This window comes from Nonomuraea sp. IBHARD001 (assembly GCF_056106265.1).
This window is the reverse complement of the sequence record NZ_JBWBBW010000002.1, coordinates 4,017,109-4,036,584: the sequence shown is the minus strand read 5'-3', so window position 1 is coordinate 4,036,584 and position 19,476 is coordinate 4,017,109. Positions and strand designations below refer to the sequence as shown.

Sequence of the window (19,476 nt, the reverse complement as noted above, 5' to 3'; positions counted from 1 at the left end):
TCAGCCCGCCTTCCTGTGATCGTGTGCCGTGCTCGCCCTGACCAGGTCGCCGAGCCCGGCGAGGGAGTCCAGGCGTACGTTCCGCGCGCCCATGACCGCCGCCAGGCGTTCGGCCAGGCCGAGCCGTACCATGCCGTCCTCGCAGTCGACGACGATGCAGGCCAGGCCGGTGAACAGGGCCGCAGCCCTCGCCACGTCGCCGCCGGAGGTGGCGCGGCCGTCGGTGACGACGACCACGAGCGGGCGCCTGGCCGGGTCGCGCAGCCGTTCGACGCGCAGCACCTCGGCCGCCCTGGTCAGCCCGGCGGCCAGCGGTGTGCGCCCGCCGGTCGGCAGCTCGCGCAGCCTGGCGGCTCCCGCCTCGACCGACGAGGTCGGCGGCAGGGCCACGACGGCTCCCGCACCCCTGAACGTCACCAGGCCGATCTTGTCCCGGCGCTGGTAGGCGTCCAGGAGCAGGCTGAGCACGGCCGTCTTGACCGCGGTCATGCGCTTGCGCGCCGCCATGGAACCGCTGGCGTCCACGACGAACAGCACGAGGTTGCCCTCCCTGCCCTCGCGCACCGCCTCACGCAGGTCACCGCCGTGGATCAGCAGGCCGGGCCCCTTGCGGCCGCGCTCCCGCTGGTACGGCGCCGCCGCGCCCAGCGTCGCCGCCAGGTGCAGGTCGCGCAGCCTGCCGCGCGGCATCCGCGAGCCGGTCGTACGGCCGTGCGGGGTGCGGGCGCGCGACCGCCTGCCGGACGCGCCCTCGCCCAGGCCGGGGACCTTGAGCAGGGGGACGCGGTAGGGCTTGTCGGGGGCGGCGACGGCGAGGGGGACGAGGGCCGCGGTGGGGTCGTCGCCCGGGGGCGCCTGGGAGTCGTCCGGAGGGGAGCCGTCCTGCTGGGCGGACGGGGGTGGAGGGGCGTTCCGGCCGGCTTCGGCGTCGGAGGAGGGGGCGTCGGTGTCGGAGGCTTCGGGGGCATCGGGGGCGCGGTCCTCGGCAGGCCCGTCCTCAGGCCCCGCGTCCGGATCACCCGGGTCGTCCGGGGTGTCGTCGGGGTCGTCCTCGTCGGTCTGGGCGAGGAGTTCCTCCAGCTTGGCCTCGTCAAGGCCGGGGGCGTCGAACGGGTCGCGGCGGCGGCGGTGCGGCAGGGCCAGCCTTGCCGCCTGCCGTACGTCCTCGGTGGTGACCTTGGCGCGGCCCGACCATGCGGCGTGCGCGACGGCGGCGTTGGCGGTGACCAGGTCGGCGCGCAGGCCGTCGACCTCGAAGGCGGCGCACACGGTGGCGATCTGGCGCAGCCGCGCGTCGGGCAGGACGACGGCGGCCACCCTGGCCCTGGCCGAGGCGATGCTGGCGGCCAGCGCCGCCTCCTGCTCGCGCCAGCGCGCGGCGAACGCCCCGGGATCGGCGTCGAAGGCCAGGCGGCGGCGCACGACCTCGGCGCGTTCCACCGGATCGCGTGAGGCGCGTACCTCGACGGTGAGGCCGAAGCGGTCGAGCAGCTGCGGGCGCAGCTCGCCCTCCTCCGGGTTCATGGTGCCCACCAGCAGGAACCTGGCGGCGTGCCGCACCGACACGGCCTCGCGCTCCACATAGTTGGTGCCGAGCGCGGCGGCGTCGAGCAGCAGGTCGACCAGGTGGTCGTGCAGCAGGTTCACCTCGTCGACATAGAGCACGCCCCGATGGGCCGCGGCCAGCAGGCCGGGCTCGAACGCCTTCACGCCCTCGGTCAGCGCCCGCTCCAGGTCGAGCGAGCCGACCAGCCTGTCCTCGGCCGCGCCCACCGGCAGCTCCACCAGCGCGGCGGCCCTGACCTGCGATCCCGCGCCCTTCTCGTGCGGCCCGTCGGGGCAGGAGGCGTCGGGCGCGGCGGGGTCGCAGCCGAACCGGCAGCCCGATACCACCTCCACCGGCGGCAGCTGGGCGGCCAGCGCCCTGACGATCGTGGACTTGGCGGTGCCCTTCTCGCCTCGCACCAGGACGCCGCCCACGCGTGGCGAGACGGCGTTCAGCACCAGTGCGAGCTTGAGGTCCGCCAGGCCGACGACGGCGCTGAACGGATAGGCAGGGATCACGAAGGGACCTTCCTGTTGACGTAGGCGATCCGCCAGCCGTTCCCGGCGGCGGTCAGCTCGGTGAAGGACAGGGGGGCGAGGTCGAAGCGCAGGCCCGCGGACGACGGCAGCCCGAGCGCGTGACACAGCCCGGCGCGGATCAGCCCCGCGTCGCCGATCAGCACGACGCTCTCCCCCAGCCTGGCGTGCGAGGCGGCCCCGAACACCGCCAGCCTGGCCGCCACCCGGTCGACCATGGCGTCGAGGCTCTCCCCGCCGTGCGGCGCCGACCCGGCATCGGCCAGCCACCCGGCCAGCGCCTGCGGCTCCTCCACGGCGACCGCCGCGTACGGCAGGCCGCTCCAGCGCCCGTGGTCGGCCTCGGCCAGCACGTCCTCGGCGACCGGCGTCAGGCCGAGCGCCCGGCCGGTCGCCATGGCGGAGGGATGCGGCGCGCATCTGCACACCACCGCCCCCCGCGCCCAGCGCGCGACGGCGTCGCGCAACTGCGTGGCCTTGGCCAGCGCCGCCGGGTCCGGCCGATCGGCCGGATCGAGCGACCCGGGGGCGGTTCGGCCCTCCAGAGGAGGGCCGGGCTCCCGGCTCGCGGTCCGTGCGCCTGCCCCTGCCCCGCCCGGCAAAGCGGCGGGCCGGGGGCCGTGGGCGTCCAGGACGGGGGTGCCGGGGAAGCGGGCTTCGCGCATGCCCGGGGTCATGGCCTGCCTGACGAACAGCAGGCGACGACCTGCGGGCATGCCGCTCAGCCCGGTGAGGTCGCCGGGACGGCGCGCAGGTCGCGGGTGCGGGCGGCGCGGTCGCCGACATAGCCGAACAGCACGCCGAACGCCGTCCAGAACACCAGCTGCGTCCCGAGCGAGGCCAGCCTGAACTCCCAGAGCAGCGAGGCGGGGAAGCCTTCGGCGACCTCGTCGATCTTCGGCAGCAGCAGCCACGCGGCCACGACCGGCACCAGGAAGGCCAGGACCGCACCGCCCCACTTGGCCCACGGCCCGCTGCCCGGCGACACCCTGCGCGCGGTGGCGACCGCGACGGCGGTGGCGGCGAGGCCGACCAGCACCATGACCACGTACAGCAGGGTCCTGCTGTTGATGGTCTCGGGATCCCCCACCGCCGGAGGGTTGGCCGGATATTTCAGGAACGGTACAACGATGACGGCGACGAAAGCCGTGGCCGAGGCCACGACGGCCAGGGCGGCGTCCGAGCGGGGACCGACCCGGCCGCGCAGCCCGGCGAACACGAGGGCGAACACGCCGCCGACCGCGACGCCGTACAGGCCGAGTGCGAGGAAGAGGCCGGCCTTCTGCATGGGTCTGGTGACCTCGGCCTCCTCGTGCGAGTGGCCGTCGGCGGGCTCGGGCTCGGCCGCGGGGGGCGCGGCGGCCGCCGCAGCCTCCTCGATGGCGATGGCCGCGTCGACGCGCGGCTCCCCGAGCGTGAAGGCGAAGGCAGCGGCGATCAGTCCGGCGACCAGCCCCACGAGCAGGCCCCGGACGAGCAGGGTGCGTACCACGACGTCCCCTAGTGGCAGGGCACGCCGAGCAGGTGACGCCCGTCGTGCATGAGTTCGTGGAGGAACGTACCCGTCTGCGAGATGGCGCCGTTGTCCATCAGCACCAGATACGCCAGCAGCAGGAACACCGGCACGGCCAGCAGCCAAGGGCGCAGGCTGGGCAAGGGCACGGTCGTCGGACCGGTCAGGTCACTCATCAGGCCTCCTTAGGGATCACGCGTCCCAATGCATGAGGACGCGGCGGCCAAGAGACCTGGCTCCCGGGCTCAAGGCCCGGATACAGTGGCGCGACCGCACCGGCATCTCACCGGATTTCCCATCGGCCACCGCGAAATCATCCGGAACGTATCGTTTTCCATCACGCCCGTCAACAACGTCGCCTAGGGTAGGAAGGCTGTTCATGCTCACCGTCGACGACGTACGCCGACTGGCCGTCACCCTCCCCCGGACCACCGAACACCTGATCAGGGACAGGGTGAAGTTCAGGGTCGGCTCGATCGTCTACGTCGCCTTCTCCCGCGACGAGACCCTCATGGGCTTCGGCTTCCCCAAGGAGGAGCGCGCGGCCCTGGTCGCCGCCGAGCCGGAGAAGTTCCTGCTTCCGCCCGAGTCGAGCATGCGCTACCAGTGGGTGATGGCCAGGATGTCGGCCCTGGGCGCCGACGAGATGCGCGAGCTGGTCGTGGACGCCTGGCGCATGTGCGTCCCGAAGAAGCTCCGCGTCCTCGTCGACGACCGCGGCCACCCGGTGCCCTGAGCGGTCAGTCCGGCTCGTGGCGCACCGGCGCGAAGCTCTGCCGTACGGCGGCGCGCACGTCGGGCACGGCGCCTGCCGCCCGCGCCTGGACCAGGGCGTTGCCGAGCGCGGTGGCCTCGGCCGGACCCGCGAGGACCGGCAGGCCGCACGCGCGTGCGGTCAGGCGGCACAGCAGGGCGTTGCGCGAGCCGCCGCCGACCAGGTGCACGACCTCCACAGGGCGGCCCGACAGCCTGACCGCGTCCTCGATCGCACGGCGGTGCCCCTCGGCCAGCGAGTCCAGCACGCACCGCACGGTCTCGGCCCGGGTCGCGGGCGGACGCAGGCCCGCGCGCACGCAGGCGTCGGCGATCCTGGCCGGCATGTCGCCCGGCGGCTGGAAGGCCGGGTCCGAGACGTCCACGACCGGCCCGCCCCGCACCTCGGCCGCCCCGGCCAGCAGGCCGTCCAGGTCGGCCGTGCCCCAGGTACGCAGGCACTCCTGCAGCAGCCACAGGCCCGTGACGTTGCGCAGGAACCTGACCGTGCCGTCGAGGCCCGCCTCGTTGGTGAACCCGGCGGCCCCGGCCTCGGCCGTCGTCACGGGCGCGTCCAGCTCGAGCCCGGCCAGCGACCAGGTGCCGCACGAGATGTAGGCGAAGGCGGGCCCGGCGGCGGGCACCGCGGCCACGGCCGAGGCCGTGTCGTGCGAGGCGACGGCGAGCACCGGCGTGCCGTCGCCGGTGACGCCCAGCCGCTCGCCCGGCGCGGCGATCGGCGGGAACAGGGACGCGTCGATGCCGAGCTCGCCCATCAGCGCGGTGTCCCACGCCTGGGTACGCGGGTCGAGGAGCTGGGTGGTCGAGGCGTTGGTCAGCTCGGCGCCGATCCGGCCCGTCAGCCAGTACACGATCAGGTCGGGCACCAGCAGCAGCGTCCTGGCCGCCGCGAGTTGCGCCGACCCGGCGGCCGAGCGCAACTGGTTGACGGTGTTGAACGGCTGCCACGCGATGCCCGTGCGCTCCCACAGTCCCGGGTCGCCGACCGATGAGGTACGGCCGTCGCGGTAGTGCACGGGGTTGCCGAGCAGCCGCCCGTCGGCGTCGAGCAGCCCGTAGTCGACCGCCCAGCCGTCCACGCCGATCCCGTCGACCGGCCCGGCCGCGCGCAGCCCTTCGAGCACGCCGCGGTGCAGGCGCAGGACGTCCCAGTGCAGGACGCCGCCCGCCCGCACCGGCACGTTCGCGAACCTGTGCGCCTCGCGCAGCCGCACGTCCGCGCCGCCGGGCCCGATCTCGGCCACCACGACCCGCCCGCTGGAGGCGCCGAGGTCGACGGCGGCCCACCGCGTGTGCGTGGGTCGTGTGCTCATCGGTCGTGTGTTCATCGCAGGAACGCCGCGGCGACGCCCGCGTCGACGGGCACCAGCAGCCCGGTCGTGCGGGTGAGCGTGGTCAGCGCGAACACGGCGTCGGCGACGTGCTCGGGCAGCACCTCGCGCTTGAGCAGCGTGCGCCCGGCGTAGAAGACGCCCAGGTCGGCCTCGGCCACGCCGTACACGGCGGCGCGCTTGGCGCCCCAGCCTCCGGCGAAGATGCCGGAGCCGCGGACGACGCCGTCGGGGTTGACGCCGTTGACGCGGATGCCGAACCCGCCGAGCTCGGCCGCCAGCAGCCGTACCTGGTGCGCCTGGTCGGCCTTGGCCGCGCCGTAGGCGACGTTGTCGGGCCCGGCGAACACGGCGTTCTTCGAGGCGATGTAGACGATGTCGCCGCCGAGCCCCTGCTCGACCATGACCCGGGCGCTCTCCCTCGACACCAGGAAGGAGCCGCGTGCCATCACGTCGTGCTGCAGGTCCCAGTCGGCCACCGTGGTGTCGAGCAGCGGTCGCGACAACGACAGCCCGGCATTGTTGACGACCAGGTCGAGCCCGCCGAAGGCGAGCACCGCCTGCCGTACGGCCGAGCGGACCTGCTCCTCGGAGGTGACGTCCACCTCGACGGCGACGGCCACGTCGGGCGAGCCGATCGAGGCGGCGACCTCGCGGGCGGCGGCCGGGTCGCGGTCGGCGACGACCACGCACGCGCCCTCGGCCGCCAGGCGGCGCGCGGTCGCGGCGCCGATGCCGGAGCCACCGCCCGTGACCAGGGCGATCCTGGCGGCCAGCGGCTTGGGCGCGGGCATCCGGCGCAGCTTGGCCTCCTCCAGCTCCCAGTACTCGATGCGGAACTTCTCCGCCTCCGGGATCGGCGCGTAGGTGGAGACGGACTCGGCGCCGCGCATCACCTGGACGGCGTTGAGGTAGAACTCGCCCGCCACCCTGGCGGTCTGCTTGTCCCTGCCGAAGGAGAGCATGCCGACGCCGGGCAGCAGCACGATGGCGGGATCGGCGCCACGCATCGGCGGCGAGCCGGGCGTGGCGTGCCTGGCGTAGTAGGCGGCGTAGGCGGCGCGGTAGTCGGCGTGCAGCTCCCGCAGCCTGGCCTCGACCTCGGCGAGCGGCGCGTCGCCCGGCAGGTCGAGCACCATCGGCGCGACCTTGGTGCGCAGGAAGTGGTCGGGGCAGGAGGTGCCGAGCGCGGCCAGGCGCGGGTGTTCGGCGCGTGCCACGAAGTCGAGCACCTCGGGCGAGTCGGTGAAGTGCCCCACGACCGGCAGGTCACTGGCGGCCAGCCCGCGCACCAGCGGCAGCAGGTCGGCCGCGCGCTCGCGTCTGGCCTGCGGGTCCAGCGTCCGGTGGATCACCTCGCCGAAGGGGTCGGGACGGCCGTGCTCGGCGAGGTACGACTCGGCGGTGCGGATGATCTCCAGGGATCTGGCCTGGCACTCCTGCGACGTCGCGCCCCACGCGGTGATGCCGTGGCCGCCGAGCACGACGCCGATGGCCTCGGGGTGCTCGCGTTCGACGGCGGCGATGTCGAGGCCGAGCTGGAAGCCGGGCCGCCGCCAGGGCACCCAGACGACCCGGTCGCCGAAGATCCGCCGGGTGAGCTCGGGCCCGTCGGCGGCCGTGGCGATCGCGATGCCCGCGTCCGGGTGCAGGTGGTCGACATGTGCGGCGGCGAGCAGGCCGTGCATGGCGGTGTCGATGGAGGGCGCGGCGCCGCCCCGCCCGTACAGGCAGTGCTCGAACGCGGCCACCATCTCGTCCTCGCGCTCCACACCCGGGTAGCGCCCGGCGAGCGCCCGCAGGCGCTCCAGCCTGAGTACGGCCAGGCCGTCCGGTGTGAGGGTGCCGAGGTCGCCGCCCGAGCCCTTGACCCACAGCAGGTCGACGGGCTCGGCGGTGACCGGGTCGAGCTCGCGGCCCTTGGCCGAGGTGTTGCCGCCCGCGTAGTTGGTGTTGCGCGGGTCGGCGCCCAGCGCGTTGGAGCGGGCGACCAGGTCGCCGACGGGCGTGTGTCCGGTGCTCACGCGCCCCACCCCGCCTGCACGCCGCCGACCCGCTCGGCCACGATCCGCTCGGCGTGTCCCGATCTGGCGTAGGCGGCCATGGGGTCGGGGTCGAGCCCCTGTTCCCGGCGCACCTCGGCCAGCAGCGGGCGCACATCGGTGGCGAAGGCGTCCATGAAGACGGCGTTGGCGCCGAGCACGTCGCCCGCGCGCTGCGCCTCGGCCAGGGCGGCCCGGTCCAGCAGCAGGGCCTTGGCCGTGGCCTCCTGGACGTTCATGACCGAGCGGATCTGGCCGGGGATCCTGGGCTCGATGTTGTGGCACTGGTCGAGCATGAACGCGACGTTCCCGTCGTAGCCGCCGCCCGCGACGACCTCGGTCATGATCCGGTAGAGCTGGAAGGGATCGGCGGCCCCCGCCATCAGGTCGTCGTCGGCGTAGAAGCGGGAGTTGAGGTCGAACCCGCCGAGCTTGCCCGCCCGCAGCAGGAACGCGACCAGGAACTCGATGTTAACGCCCGGCGCGTGGTGGCCGGTGTCGACGACGACCTCGGCCTTGTCGCCGAGCGTGAGGCAGTGCGCGTAGGCGGTGCCCCAGTCGGGCACGTCGGTGGTGTAGAAGGCGGGCTCGAAGAGCTTGTACTCCAGCAGCATCCGCTGCCCTTCGCCGAGCCGCGCGTAGACCTGCCCGAGCGCCTCGGCCAGCCGGTCCTGCCTGGCCCTGACGTCGTCCTGGCCCGGGTAGTTGGTGCCGTCGGCGAACCACAGCTTGAGTACGGCCGACCCGGTCTCGTCCATGACGTCGATGCAGTGCAGCAGGTGCTCCAGCGCCTTGCGCCTGATCACCGGGTCGGGGTTGGCGACGCTGCCGAGCCGGTAGTCGTCGTCCTGGAAGAGGTTGGCGTTGATCGCGCCGATGCCGAGACCGAGGTCGCGGGCGTGCTCGGCCAGGCGGGCGTAGGAGTCGGTGCGGTCCCAGGGGATGTGCAGGGCCACGGTGGGCGCGACGCCGGTGAAGCGGTGCACCTGGGCGGCGTCGGCGATCTTCTCGAAGGGGTCGCGGGGCGCGCCCTGCTGGGCGAACACCTTGAAGCGGGTGCCCGAGTTGCCGAACGCCCACGAGGGCGTCTCGATGTGCTGGCGGCGGAGCAGGTCCTTGACCGTGGGAGGGATGCGCTGCACGCGGCTTCCCTTTCAGCTAGTAAAACGTTTTAATCGACGCCATGGACGGTAGAGGCCCGCCTTCACGGCTGTCAACGGCGCGTTCACGGCTGTCGACGGGGCCGCCCGTCGCTCAGGGCGTGGTGATCCGGTACAGCTCGCCCGCCAGCTTCGTCGTGCGCCTGACCGACTCGCGCCAGGTCGCCCCCACCGGCTGCGCGGTCAGCAGGGCCAGCACGTAGCGCTCGTCCTTGCCGACCAGACCGGTCGTGTGCAGCACCGGCCGCCCCAGATCGGGTACGGCACGCGCCCGCGCGTGCCCGGCGGGCGCGGCCCGCAGCCAGGACGCCGACACTCGCGAGCACGCCACCGGCGGCACCGTGCCGAACCCGGACCAGCCCTGCTTGACCGCCCACGGCTTCGGCACGGCGTCCGGGATGCCGAACGTCTGGTCGAAGCCGTCGGTGCCGCACGGCGTCGACCGGCGCAGATGGCCGAGCACGGTGTCGCGCACCCTCGGCTCGGCCTGTCTGAGCAGGTAGAGATAGGTCCTGGTCACGTCATAGGCGCTCAGCGAGACATAGCCCCAGAAGCCGGGCTTGGTGGCGGGCGGCGGCGCGGTGTCGGCCAGGCCGAGCTTCCTCGCCATGCGTTCGACGATCGCGCCCTGGCCGCCGAGTGTCCACAGGCGGGTGGCCGCGCCGTCGTCGCTCGATCGCAGCATGAGCTTGAGCAGGCCCTGCTCGCGTGCGGGCACCCGCTGGTGCCGTTCCAGGTAGTCGACGGCGATCATGATCTTGACGACCGAGGCCGAGCGGAAGCGCCGGTGCGCCTCGCGGTGCGCCACGATCCGGCCCGCCTGGCGGTCGTAGAGCACGTAGCCCGCCGTCGTGCCCTTGGGGACGACCGGCGTCCGCACCGGTTTCACCGCCGCGCCGCCCGGCGCCGCTGAAGCCGTACTCCGAGCAGGGGCGGGAGCGGCGCGCGCGACGGGAACCGTCGCGCAACCGGCCAGGAGGGGGAGGACCGCGAGGGCGGCCCACGGGGAACGGCGCATCGCCCATGCCTACCAGACACCGCCGCGCCCCGCCGAACGCGAGCCCGGCTCCACGGTCACTCCCCCGGCCCGGAATGCCCACATCGCAGCAAAATCAGCGCTTGCCACCGGGGAATCAGCGGCCGATCGGCGAGGTTGCGAGTGAACCTAAGGGTGTTGACCGACGTAGGAGACGATATGAGCCAGGCCGACATCGGCGTCACCGGACTCGCGACCATGGGCCGCAACCTCGCCCGCAACCTCGCCAGGCACGGCTACACCGTCGCGGTGCACAACCGCTCGGCGGCCAGGACCGACGCGCTCGTCGAGGAGTTCGGCGACGAGGGCGCCTTCGTGCCGTCGGGCGACATGGCGGCGTTCGTCGCCTCGCTCAAGCGACCGCGCAGGGCCATCGTCATGGTGAAGGCCGGGCCCGCGACCGACGCGGTCGTGCAGGAGCTCGCCGCGCTCATGGAGCCGGGCGACATGATCGTCGACGGCGGCAACGCGCACTTCGCCGACACCCGCCGCCGCGAGGCCGAGCTGCGTGAGCGTGGCCTGCACTTCGTCGGCGCCGGGATCTCGGGCGGCGAGGAGGGCGCGCTGCTCGGCCCCAGCATCATGCCGGGCGGCTCCCCCGAGTCCTACGAGGCGCTCGGCCCGATCCTGGCCGACATCGCCGCCAAGGTGGACGGCGTGCCGACCAGCGCCTACGTCGGGCCGGACGGCGCCGGGCACTTCGTGAAAATGGTGCACAACGGCATCGAGTACGCCGACATGCAGCTCATCGCCGAGTCCTACGACCTGCTGCGCCAGGCGCTCGGCGCGACACCGGCCGAGCTGGCCGGGGTGTTCAGGCAGTGGAACGAGGGCGAGCTGGAGTCGTACCTGATCGAGATCACCGCCGAGGTGCTCGACCAGGTCGACGCCGAGACCGGCAGGCCGCTCGTCGACGTGATCGTCGACCAGGCCGAGCAGAAGGGCACCGGCCGCTGGACCGTGCAGAGCGCGCTCGACCTGGGCGTGCCGGTGACCGGGATCGCCGAGGCGGTGTTCGCCCGTGCGCTGTCCGGCCATCCCGAGCAGCGGGCCGCGGCCAAGGACCTGGCGGGCCCCGCCGTGCACGCGGTCGCGGGCGAGGACCTCGTCGAGGACGTGCGCAGGGCGCTCTACGCCTCGAAGATCGTCGCCTATGCCCAGGGGTTCGACCAGATCGCGGCGGCGTCCAAGGAGTACGGCTGGGACGTCGACCTCGGCTCGATGGCGACGATCTGGCGGGCCGGTTGCATCATCAGGGCCAGGTTCCTCGAACGCATCAGGGCCGCCTACGCCGCCGACCCCGGCCTGCCCACCCTGCTGGCCGACCAGGGATTCGCCGACGCGCTCGCCGTCGCCCAGGAAGCGTGGCGGCGCGTGGTGAGCACGGCGGTGTCGATCGGCGTGCCGACGCCGGGGTTCTCGTCGGCGCTCGCCTACTACGACGCGCTGCGCCGCGACCGGCTGCCCGCCGCCCTGGTGCAGGGGCTGCGCGACTACTTCGGCGCCCACACCTACCACCGCGTCGACCGGCCCGGCGCCTACCACACCGACTGGTCGGGCGACCGGAGCGAGCACCGCACCGACTGACCCTTCTGGCGCTATGCGGAGGGCACCACGATCACCGGGCACGGGCTGCGGTGCAGCAGGGCCTGGCAGGCGGGGCCCAGGGTGAGGTCGGGCAGGTCGCCCGGCTGACGGTCGGGCAGGATCAGCACGTCGGCGTGCCCGGCGGCCTCGGCGAGCACGTCGACGGGGTCGCCGGAGACGACCAGGGTCTCCACCTCGACGCTCGGGTACTTCTCCTCCCACAGCGCCACGATCCGGTGGAAGCTCCTGGCCTGAGCCCTGATGTCGCCCGTGTCCGCCGGGCACAGGCAGATCGCCCTGAGCACGGCGCCGCGCAGCGACGCCTCCTCGAACGCCACCGCCAGCTCACCCGTCCAGCGGGACTCGGCGTCGGTGCCGACCACGACCGGCCGCCTGCCCGTCCCCCTGGCCGTCGCGCCGCCCGCGGGCCGTACGACGGCGACGGGGCGGCGGGCGTGCGAGCACACCTGGGTCGCCGTCGCGCCCAGGCCGAGCTCGGCGAAGCCGCCGTCGCCCCGCGCGCCCAGCACGACGAGCTCGGCGCCCACCGCCTCGCCCAGCAGGATGGCCGAGGCCGAACCGGCGCTCAGCGCCGCCCTGATCTCCAGGCGCGGTGACATACCGCGCGCCTGGGCCAGGCCCCGGTCCAGGACGTGCTTGCCCATGCGCCTGACGCTCTCCACCGTCGCGGGCGAGGCGGGCCGCAGCGGGTAGGGCACCTGCCAGGCGTGACACACCACCAGCGGCGCGTAACGCATCCTGGCCTCGTGCACCGCCCATCGCAGTGCCTGTGCGCTCTCCGGCGACCCGTCGTATCCTGCGACAACGGGCCGCGCGGCGTCGGTGACGCGCATCCCGCTCTCCCTTCGTCCTGCCTTCGACGCTCCTCCCGGCGACGGCCCGCGTCAACACGTGAGGCGTCAGATGACATACGGCCGAACATCTCCCGAACGTCGGGAGCCGCCCCTTGCTGGCGATGATCTCCGCTGTGTTGCCTGTCTCGCATGAGCGCGAAGCCCTGGCCGGAAGCCGAGTCCGAGGCCGATGTGGTCGGCCCCTGCGTGAGCGAGCCCGTGACGGTTCACGCCGCCGCCGACCTCAGACCGGACGGCGAACTGGCGCACGAGGGCAACCGGGTCCCCGACGTCGTCGCGCTCGACGCCGCCACGGTGATCGTCGGCTGGCGTGCCGGTGTGGCCGACCCGATCGACCCCGCCCCGAACGACCAGGGCTCGATCGGCTTCGCGCGCTCCACCGACGGCGGCCGCACCTGGACCCGCGGCGTGCTGGCCGCCGCGACGGCCGCGCACCGCTACCACTACGTCATCTTCCTCAACGACAACGGCGTCCTGTACGCCTACCTGGGCAGGATCGACGTCGCGGCCGACCGTGACGCCAGGGGCGCGGTCGACGGGTTCCCGGTCACGATGGTGGCCAGGCGCAGCACCGACAGGGGGCTGACCTGGCACGACTTCCCCGTCGACGTCCGGGTGCCCGCCAACTCGCGTGGCGTCGTGCTGGCGGGCAAGCCGCTGCGGCACCAGGGCGTCTGGCTGCTGCCGTACTGGCGGCAAGGGCACGGCGGCAGCCTGGTGGGCGTGTTGCGCTCGACGGATCTGCGCACCTGGACGCCCGGGGCTTCGGCCCCGCCGCTCGCCGGGGTCGCGGTGGAGGAGCCGCAGGTCGTGGTGTCGCAGGAGGATCCCGGCAGGCTCGTCATGGTCACCCGTACGCTCGATCTGCGCGGCGGTGCGACCAAGGCCGAGCGTGACGCCTGGTACCGCACGCACGCCACGTACGCGGCCACCGCGACCAGCGCCGACGGCGGGCTGACCTGGTCGGCGCTCACGCTGGACGAGCAACTGCCCAACGCCTACGTCAAGAGCCTGTACGTCAGGGACGCCGAGGGACGCCACATCACGATCTACAACACGCTGGGCGGGCCGTTCACGGGCGACTCGGCGGACAAGCCCGACCAGTACCGCGAGGTGCTGCACTACAAGGTCAGGCGGCCGGGCGGCGCGTGGGGCCCCGGCAGGCTGTTCGCCGACGGCAGGCGGCTGACCAAGGGCGCGGCGCGGGGCTGGGACGTGTACGCCTCGGCCGACGAGTACGCGCCCGGCCGTTTCCTCGTCGTGTGGGAGCACAACCAGCGCGAGATCAAGCTGGCCAGGCTCGATGTGAACGCCGCCTTCACCGGTGTGCGCGGCTCCGACGCCACCTGGGAGACGGGCGGCACGGCCGAGCGTACGGGCCTGGGCTGGCGGCTCGGCGTGGACGGCGTGCTCACCCAGCGCCAGGGGCCGCCCGCCGGGTTCGTCGTCTCGGCCGAGGGCAGCGCCTTCGCCCTGGACGTCACGACCGGCGGCAGGCGCCTGGCCCTCAGCGCCCTGCCCTCCGGCCTGCACACCTCCGGCAGGCTCCTGCACCCGGCGACCGGCTCGCACCTGTGGACCGCCGTCGCCGACCGCAAGGGCAACGCCGCCCTGCTGTGCGACGGCGCCGACACGGGCGCCCGCTGGACGCTTCCCGCCGACACCGCGCCCGCCCGGGTCACCGTCACCGCCTCGGGCGCCGCCCCCGCCGTACTCTCCCGCCTGGAGGTCGCCGACAACCTGGCCGGCATCGCGTGGGCGGGCTGGCGGCTCGGCGCCGGCGCCCGCGTGCACGAGGGCCACCTGCGCCTGCACACCCCCGACGCGGGTACGGCGAGCGCCGCTCTCGCGCTGGAGATACGGGAGTCGTGCGACTTCACCCTGGAGTTCAGGGGCCGCGTCGACGACGACAGCGCCCTGGACCCCGCCACCGGCCGCGGCGTCAGCCTCGGCGCGAAGGTCGCCAACGGCGCACGCCGCCTCATGCTCACCGTGCAGAAGGGCGGCGTGTGGAGCATGCGCAAGGGCGCCACGCGCTGGGAGCGCGTCCTGGTCCTGGCCGACGCCGGGCGCGAGGCCGTGTGGCGGGTGAGCGTCGACAGCTCGGGCGTGGCCCGGCTGTTCCGGAACGATGTTCCGACCGGGGCGAGCTGGGTGATCCAGGACAGCCGGGAGTCACCCCGGCTGACGCACTGGGTGACGGGCACCCCGGGCGGGAACGCCGCCGCGGCCCGCATCGCGTGGAGCAGGCTGACCTCGACCCCCGGACCCGCGGCGGAGGCGAACCCGGCACGGTAGCGCCCGCGCCCCCTCTCACTGCGAGGCGGCGCCGTAGCGGCCCGCCAGGCGGGCGACGTGGGCTCGGAACTCCGGCGGGTCGAGGACCTCGAAGTCCACGTCCAGCATGCCCACGACCGCCGCCAGCATGGTCAGCGACTCCCCGCCGAGCGTCAGCACGCACGTGTCGTCGCCGTCGGGCTCGACCACGCCCGAGGTCAGAGCGGCCATGCTCGCGGCGGGTGCGTGCAGCCGTACCCTGATCTCGATCGGCCACATCGCCGAGCCGAGACGATGGGCCACATAGGCCGCGACGTCGCCGCCGGGCGGGTCGCGCGGCTCGAACCTGGGGCCCGTGGGCGAGCGCGGGCTCATCCTGTCGGCCCTGAACGTGCGCCAGTCGGCGCGCTCGACGTCCCAGCCGACGAGGTACCAGCGCCTGCTGGAGCACACCAGGCTGTGCGGCTCCACCACGCGCAGCGAGCGACTCCCGTCGTGGCCGGTGTAGTCGAAACGCAGCCGCTCGTGCGCGCGGCACGCGCCCGCGACGGCGGTCAGCACCCCGGCGTCGACGACGGGGCCGCCGCCGGGCAGCGGCACGGTGGCGGTGTGCAGGGCGTTGACCCGGTGGCGCAGCCTCGACGGCAGCACCTGCTCCAGCTTGGTCAGCGCCCGCACCGAACTCTCCTCGATGCCGCCCACCGTGCCGTAGGCGGCCGTGCGCAGCCCCACCGCCACCGCGACGGCCTCGTCGTCGTCCAGCAGGAGGGGAGGCAGCGCGGCTCCCGCGCCCAGCCGATACCCGCCCGCGACGCCGGGCGTGGCGTGCACGGGATAGCCGAGGCTGCGCAGCCGGTCGACATCGCGCCGCACCGTGCGCGTCGTCACGCCGAGCCGCTCGGCCAGCGCCGCACTCGGCCAGTCCCTGCGCGCCTGCAGCAACGACAGCAGCCGCAACAACCGAGCCGAGGTGTCCAACACCCGCCCAGTCTCGCACCCGCCCCGGTCAGCCGGAGATGCAGAACGCGTGTCCTTCGGGGTCGAGGAGCACCAGCCAGCCGCCTTCGCCCGGCTGGACGGCCGCCACCGTGGCGCCGAGCGCCACCAGCTGCCCGGCCGCCGTCTCGATGTCGGCGACCGAGAACTCCAGGTGCACATGGGCCGGGTGCTCGGGCCACGCCCCCGCGCGGTAGCCCTCGACCCGCTGGAAGGAGATCTGCCCCACGCCTGCCGCCTGGCCAGGCGCCGCGACCGTGGCGAACTCGTCGTCCTCGTGCGTGATCTCCCATCCGGTCGCCGTGCGGTAGAAGGCGGCCAGGCGTCGCGGGTCGGCGCAGTCGACGACCACGCCGGTGAGGGCCGCAATGGCCCTGGTGCCTGTCTCAATGAGTTCGGTGTTCATGCGTCCAGCGTCGCGTCCGGGGCGGGTGCCGGTCTTGAACATCCTTGCGGCCCGGGATTGTCGGTGGCGCCGCGTAGCGTGGGCCGGGTGCGTTCCTCTCTTCGGCTCACGGCTCCGCCGGGCTGCACGATCACGGCGGTGAGCTGCGACGACGACCACACGCGATGGTCTCGGCCCGAGGCGGGCGCGCGGCACCGGATCGTGCTGGTCAGGCGCGGGCGCTTCCGGCGGCAGGTGCGCGGGCAGGAGGCCGACCTCGACCCGACGGCCGGATATCTGAGCGTGCCCGGCGAGGAGGAGCGCTTCGCCCATCCGTGCGGCGGCGACGAGTGCACGGCGATCGGCTTCGACGCCTCGTGGTGGCGCGGGCTGACCGGCGACGACCGTGTGCCCGCCCGGCGGACCGTCTACGTCGACGCGCGGCTCGAACTCGCGCACCGGCGGCTGGTGCGGGCGGCATCGGTCGCGGGCGACGACGTCTCCGAGCGGCTGCTGGCCGTGCTCGCCGGGGTGGTCGCGCGGACCTGCGAGGGGCGGCTGCCCGGTGCGGCGCCTTCGCCGCGTGACCGTGCGCTGGCGGCGTCGGCCAGGCATGCCGTGTCCTGCGCCCATCCTGCCGCCTCGACGCTGGTGTCGCTCGCCGCCCATCTGGGCGTCTCGCCGTACCGGTTGAGCAGGGCGTTCTCTCGGGAGAGCGGGATGTCGCTGACCGCCTACCGTGCCCGGGTGCGCGCGGGGATGGCGCTCGACCGGCTGGAGGCGGGCGAGAGCGCACTCGCCGTGCTCGCCGCCGACCTCGGCTTCGCCGACCAGTCCCACCTCACCCGCACCCTGCGCACCCAACTCGGCCACACCCCGGCCGCCCTACGCCGCCTGCTGGGCCCGGCCGCCGCCGAGTAGGAGCCGTTCGGAGCCCGGCACCGGGATCAAGCGCGACCCGCTCCGGCTTCCGGCTGGGAGCTGTTCGGGGTTGGGATCGTGTGGTCGAGGTGTGGAGCTTCAGCCCCATGATCAAGCCTCGGAGGGCGCCCGGCCTCGGAGCTTGCCGGGGCTTTGTCTTGGCGCGTGACCGGACCCGCCCCCATCGGCCGTGTCACGGCGGAGACCCAGGGGCAAGCAGCGGAGACCCCGCGGGACAGCGGCGGAAACCCCACAGGGACGCGACAGAGACCCGCGGGGAAGCGGTGGAGACCCCGCAGGGAAGCGGCGGACACTCACAGGAAAGCGGCGGAGACCCCAGGGGGAAACTCGGCGAAAATCTTGGGCGGCCACGCTCGGTGGTGGCCGACGCGCGCCTGTCGTGGCCTCACACGCCTGGCCAGGCCACCCCCGCCCGGCCGATCCCCACCTCGTGCGGTGGTGGCCATGGCCGTCCGGGGACTCGCTCCACCGGGACGACGGGAGCCCGCGAGAGGTTGACTTTGTCGCAAGGCATGACGCACCATGCTGCTACAAAGCTTGCGACAAAAGGAGGCGCCATGACCCGTGGAACGTCACCGGAGGCCGACCCGTCGGCGCGTGCGGCCGATCTGCGCGTGGCGAGCGCCTGGCTGGCCCTGCACGGCTTGGCCGACGTCCGCCCGACCCCGCTGCTGGCCAGCAGGCTGGCGGTCAGGGGATATGCCCGCCTCGCCGCCCAGGTCCTCCTGGCCGTGCTGATCATCGTGAGCAGCCTCGCCGCCGTCTCGGCTTTCGGCGGCCTGACGCAGTACAGCCCGCTGCCGCTGCTGGCCCTGGCCGCACTGGTGGCCGCGCTGCTGCCCGCCCAGTGGCTGCTCGACCGGTGGGTGCGGCGCGTCGACCGGCGGGCGGGCGCGGCGCTGTCGCGCAGGGCCGCCCATCCGATCCAGCCGGGCTGGCGCGCCGTGCTCGGCCTGCCGTACGCCGTCTTCGCGGTCGTCACCTTCGTCTGCGCGCTGGCGCTGGCCGGCGGCGCCCTGGCCGTTCCCGACCCCGGCGTGCGGCAGCGGGCCGTCATCCTGCTGATCGGCCTGCTCGGCGTGACGGCCATCACCGCCCTGCAACTGCGCCACCTGCTCAGGCACCCGGTCGTGGCCGAGGACGAGGAGTCGCTGACCGCCGACGTCATCATGCGCGTCGAGGACGCCCGCGAGCTCACCACGCCGAGCGTGCAGTGGTTGCTGCCCATGGTGGTGCTGTTCGGCGCGGTGCCGGGCTGGTTGAGCGCCGCCGCGGTCGCCAACCTGGTCCTGGGCGCGGGCGCGTTCATCGTGCTCCGGGTGAGGACGCCGTCGTGCGCGACGGTGGCCCGGCGGGTCATGAGCCAGCGATGATCGTCATCGACGCGGCCTCACCCGTGCCGCCGTTCGAACAGCTGCGGGCCCAGCTCGCCCGGCAGATCCAGGAACGCACGCTGGCCGTCGGCGCCCGGCTGCCGACCATCCGCCACCTCGCGGCCGACCTCGGCCTGGCCGTCAACACCGTCGGCCGGGCCTACCGCGAGCTGGAGGAGGCCGGGCTGATCGAGACACGCGGGCGGGCGGGCTCGTTCGTCGCGGCGGCCGGCGAGGAAGGCAGGGAACGGGCCCGCCGGGCCGCCGCCGACTACGCGGCCGTGATCGCCAGCGTCGGAATCGAACCCGGCGAGGCGATCCGCATCGTCCAGGCGGCCCTGGCGTCCGGTGCGGCGGCTCCCGCCCCGTCGTGACGGCGTCCCGGCCGCCGAACGCACGACACCCGCGCCCGGCCCCCGCCTCGCCATGACCGCGATCCGGCCGCCGAACGCACGGCACCGGTGCCCGGAACGCGGTCACGACGAAGGCCGACGAGACGCGGACGGCATCGCCGATCCGGATCGCGACCAGCAAGGCGACAGGAGCCAACGCCACTCCTGCCCATGCCGAAGGAGATGACCTAGGTCCAGCCCGCCCGATCGTCTACCCTGGCCCGATGCGCGATCTCCAGGACGACCCCCGCCCGGCCACGGGGGCGGTACGGCAGGTGCACAGGATCGACAGGGCGGCGAGCCTCGCCTACTCCCCCGATCTCGACGGGCTCGCCGACCCGGGTGAGATCGTCTGGGCCTGGGTGCCCTACGAGGAGGACCCGGCCAAGGGCAAGGACAGGCCGCTGCTGGTGGTGGGCAGGCTCGGCCGCAGCCTGCTGGCGCTGATGCTCTCCAGCAGGGGAGCGGGCCGCGACGACTACCTGGAGCTCGGCACGGGCCCGTGGGATCGCGACAACCGGGTGTCCTACCTGTGCCTCGACCGTGTGTACGAGCTGGCCGAGGACGGCATCAGGCGTGAGGGCGCGGTGCTCGACCGCGACAGGTTCGCCTCGGTCGCCGCCGTGCTCAGGCGTACCCACGCCTGGGCCGTCGACGGCTGACCCGACAGCCTCCACGCGTGCGCGGGAACGCCTGATCCGGGCCGATCTC

General features: G+C 74.0%; 18 protein-coding genes and 1 riboswitch. Of the genes, 7 read left to right on the top strand and 11 right to left on the bottom strand.

All coding sequences use genetic code 11. From position 1 onward, the window contains the following. Genes ACTWNK_RS20445 through ACTWNK_RS20430 form a run of 4 tightly spaced genes read right to left on the bottom strand, consistent with a single transcriptional unit; the run spans nucleotide 1 to nucleotide 3,771 of the window. Nucleotides 1-2,064 (bottom strand): putative cobaltochelatase, encoded by a 2,064-nt coding sequence (locus ACTWNK_RS20445; protein WP_474305975.1) that lies wholly within the window; start codon nucleotides 2,062-2,064, stop codon nucleotides 1-3. After that, nucleotides 2,061-2,798 (bottom strand): histidine phosphatase family protein, encoded by a 738-nt coding sequence (locus tag ACTWNK_RS20440; RefSeq protein ID WP_474305974.1) that lies wholly within the window; start codon nucleotides 2,796-2,798, stop codon nucleotides 2,061-2,063. Before ACTWNK_RS20440 ends, ACTWNK_RS20445 begins: the two co-directional genes overlap by 4 nt. 5 nt (nucleotides 2,799-2,803) lie before the next feature. Beyond that, on the bottom strand, nucleotides 2,804-3,574 hold the full coding sequence (locus ACTWNK_RS20435; RefSeq protein ID WP_474305973.1) for a CbtA family protein: 771 nt from the start codon (nucleotides 3,572-3,574) through the stop codon (nucleotides 2,804-2,806). 8 nt (nucleotides 3,575-3,582) lie between these two features. After that, entirely contained in the window at nucleotides 3,583-3,771 is a 189-nt protein-coding gene (locus ACTWNK_RS20430) for a CbtB domain-containing protein (RefSeq protein ID WP_474305972.1), read from the bottom strand. Further along, nucleotides 3,772-3,918: riboswitch (adenosylcobalamin (AdoCbl) riboswitch) on the bottom strand. Between the two features lie 56 nt (nucleotides 3,919-3,974). Here ACTWNK_RS20430 and ACTWNK_RS20425 point away from each other — a divergent pair. Further along, nucleotides 3,975-4,331, top strand: coding sequence for an MmcQ/YjbR family DNA-binding protein (locus ACTWNK_RS20425; protein WP_474305971.1), 357 nt, complete (start codon nucleotides 3,975-3,977; stop codon nucleotides 4,329-4,331). A 4-nt stretch (nucleotides 4,332-4,335) separates the two neighbouring features. Here the strand turns inward: ACTWNK_RS20425 and ACTWNK_RS20420 are convergent, their stop codons facing one another. The 4 genes from ACTWNK_RS20420 to ACTWNK_RS20405 form a co-directional block, all read right to left on the bottom strand. Continuing rightward, nucleotides 4,336-5,682 carry a rhamnulokinase gene (locus ACTWNK_RS20420; RefSeq protein ID WP_474305970.1) on the bottom strand — a complete coding sequence of 449 codons (1,347 nt, stop codon included), beginning with the start codon at nucleotides 5,680-5,682 and terminating at the stop codon, nucleotides 4,336-4,338. Between the two features lie 11 nt (nucleotides 5,683-5,693). After that, the gene (locus ACTWNK_RS20415) at nucleotides 5,694-7,733 is read right to left on the bottom strand and encodes a bifunctional aldolase/short-chain dehydrogenase (RefSeq protein WP_474305969.1); all 2,040 of its coding nucleotides are present in this window, start codon (nucleotides 7,731-7,733) and stop codon (nucleotides 5,694-5,696) included. Continuing rightward, nucleotides 7,721-8,884: an L-rhamnose isomerase gene (rhaI, locus tag ACTWNK_RS20410; protein WP_474305968.1), complete on the bottom strand. Its 1,164-nt coding sequence runs from the start codon at nucleotides 8,882-8,884 to the stop codon at nucleotides 7,721-7,723. The genes ACTWNK_RS20415 and rhaI overlap by 13 nt, the downstream gene beginning before the upstream one ends. 112 nt (nucleotides 8,885-8,996) lie before the next feature. Beyond that, nucleotides 8,997-9,782, bottom strand: coding sequence for a hypothetical protein (locus tag ACTWNK_RS20405; protein ID WP_474305967.1), 786 nt, complete (start codon nucleotides 9,780-9,782; stop codon nucleotides 8,997-8,999). A 315-nt stretch (nucleotides 9,783-10,097) separates the two neighbouring features. On the opposite strand from ACTWNK_RS20405, the gene gndA reads away from it, so the two are divergent. Beyond that, nucleotides 10,098-11,525 carry an NADP-dependent phosphogluconate dehydrogenase gene (gndA, locus tag ACTWNK_RS20400; protein ID WP_474305966.1) on the top strand — a complete coding sequence of 476 codons (1,428 nt, stop codon included), beginning with the start codon at nucleotides 10,098-10,100 and terminating at the stop codon, nucleotides 11,523-11,525. Nucleotides 11,526-11,536: 11 nt separating this feature from the next. Here gndA and ACTWNK_RS20395 read toward each other — a convergent pair whose 3' ends face one another. Further along, nucleotides 11,537-12,379 (bottom strand): universal stress protein, encoded by an 843-nt coding sequence (locus tag ACTWNK_RS20395; protein WP_474305965.1) that lies wholly within the window; start codon nucleotides 12,377-12,379, stop codon nucleotides 11,537-11,539. Between the two features lie 150 nt (nucleotides 12,380-12,529). On the opposite strand from ACTWNK_RS20395, the gene ACTWNK_RS20390 reads away from it, so the two are divergent. Beyond that, on the top strand, nucleotides 12,530-14,698 hold the full coding sequence (locus ACTWNK_RS20390; RefSeq protein ID WP_474305964.1) for a sialidase family protein: 2,169 nt from the start codon (nucleotides 12,530-12,532) through the stop codon (nucleotides 14,696-14,698). Between the two features lie 15 nt (nucleotides 14,699-14,713). Here the strand turns inward: ACTWNK_RS20390 and ACTWNK_RS20385 are convergent, their stop codons facing one another. Beyond that, a complete protein-coding gene (locus tag ACTWNK_RS20385) occupies nucleotides 14,714-15,658 on the bottom strand; it encodes a helix-turn-helix transcriptional regulator (RefSeq protein WP_474305963.1) in 945 nt (314 codons plus the stop codon). A 25-nt stretch (nucleotides 15,659-15,683) separates the two neighbouring features. Continuing rightward, nucleotides 15,684-16,079, bottom strand: a complete 396-nt coding sequence (locus tag ACTWNK_RS20380) for a VOC family protein (protein ID WP_474305962.1) — start codon at nucleotides 16,077-16,079, stop codon at nucleotides 15,684-15,686. Nucleotides 16,080-16,166: 87 nt separating this feature from the next. Between ACTWNK_RS20380 and ACTWNK_RS20375 the strand changes: the two genes are divergently transcribed. From ACTWNK_RS20375 to ACTWNK_RS20360, 4 genes are all read left to right on the top strand, one after another. Continuing rightward, complete coding sequence (locus ACTWNK_RS20375; protein ID WP_474305961.1) at nucleotides 16,167-16,979, top strand: helix-turn-helix transcriptional regulator; 813 nt, start codon at nucleotides 16,167-16,169, stop codon at nucleotides 16,977-16,979. Between the two features lie 578 nt (nucleotides 16,980-17,557). After that, nucleotides 17,558-18,373 carry a hypothetical protein gene (locus tag ACTWNK_RS20370; RefSeq protein ID WP_474305960.1) on the top strand — a complete coding sequence of 272 codons (816 nt, stop codon included), beginning with the start codon at nucleotides 17,558-17,560 and terminating at the stop codon, nucleotides 18,371-18,373. Next, a complete protein-coding gene (locus ACTWNK_RS20365; RefSeq protein ID WP_474305959.1) occupies nucleotides 18,370-18,747 on the top strand; it encodes a GntR family transcriptional regulator in 378 nt (125 codons plus the stop codon). The genes ACTWNK_RS20370 and ACTWNK_RS20365 overlap by 4 nt, the downstream gene beginning before the upstream one ends. 242 nt (nucleotides 18,748-18,989) lie before the next feature. Next, on the top strand, nucleotides 18,990-19,427 hold the full coding sequence (locus ACTWNK_RS20360; protein WP_474305958.1) for a type II toxin-antitoxin system PemK/MazF family toxin: 438 nt from the start codon (nucleotides 18,990-18,992) through the stop codon (nucleotides 19,425-19,427). The last annotated feature ends 49 nt before the right edge of the window (nucleotides 19,428-19,476 follow it).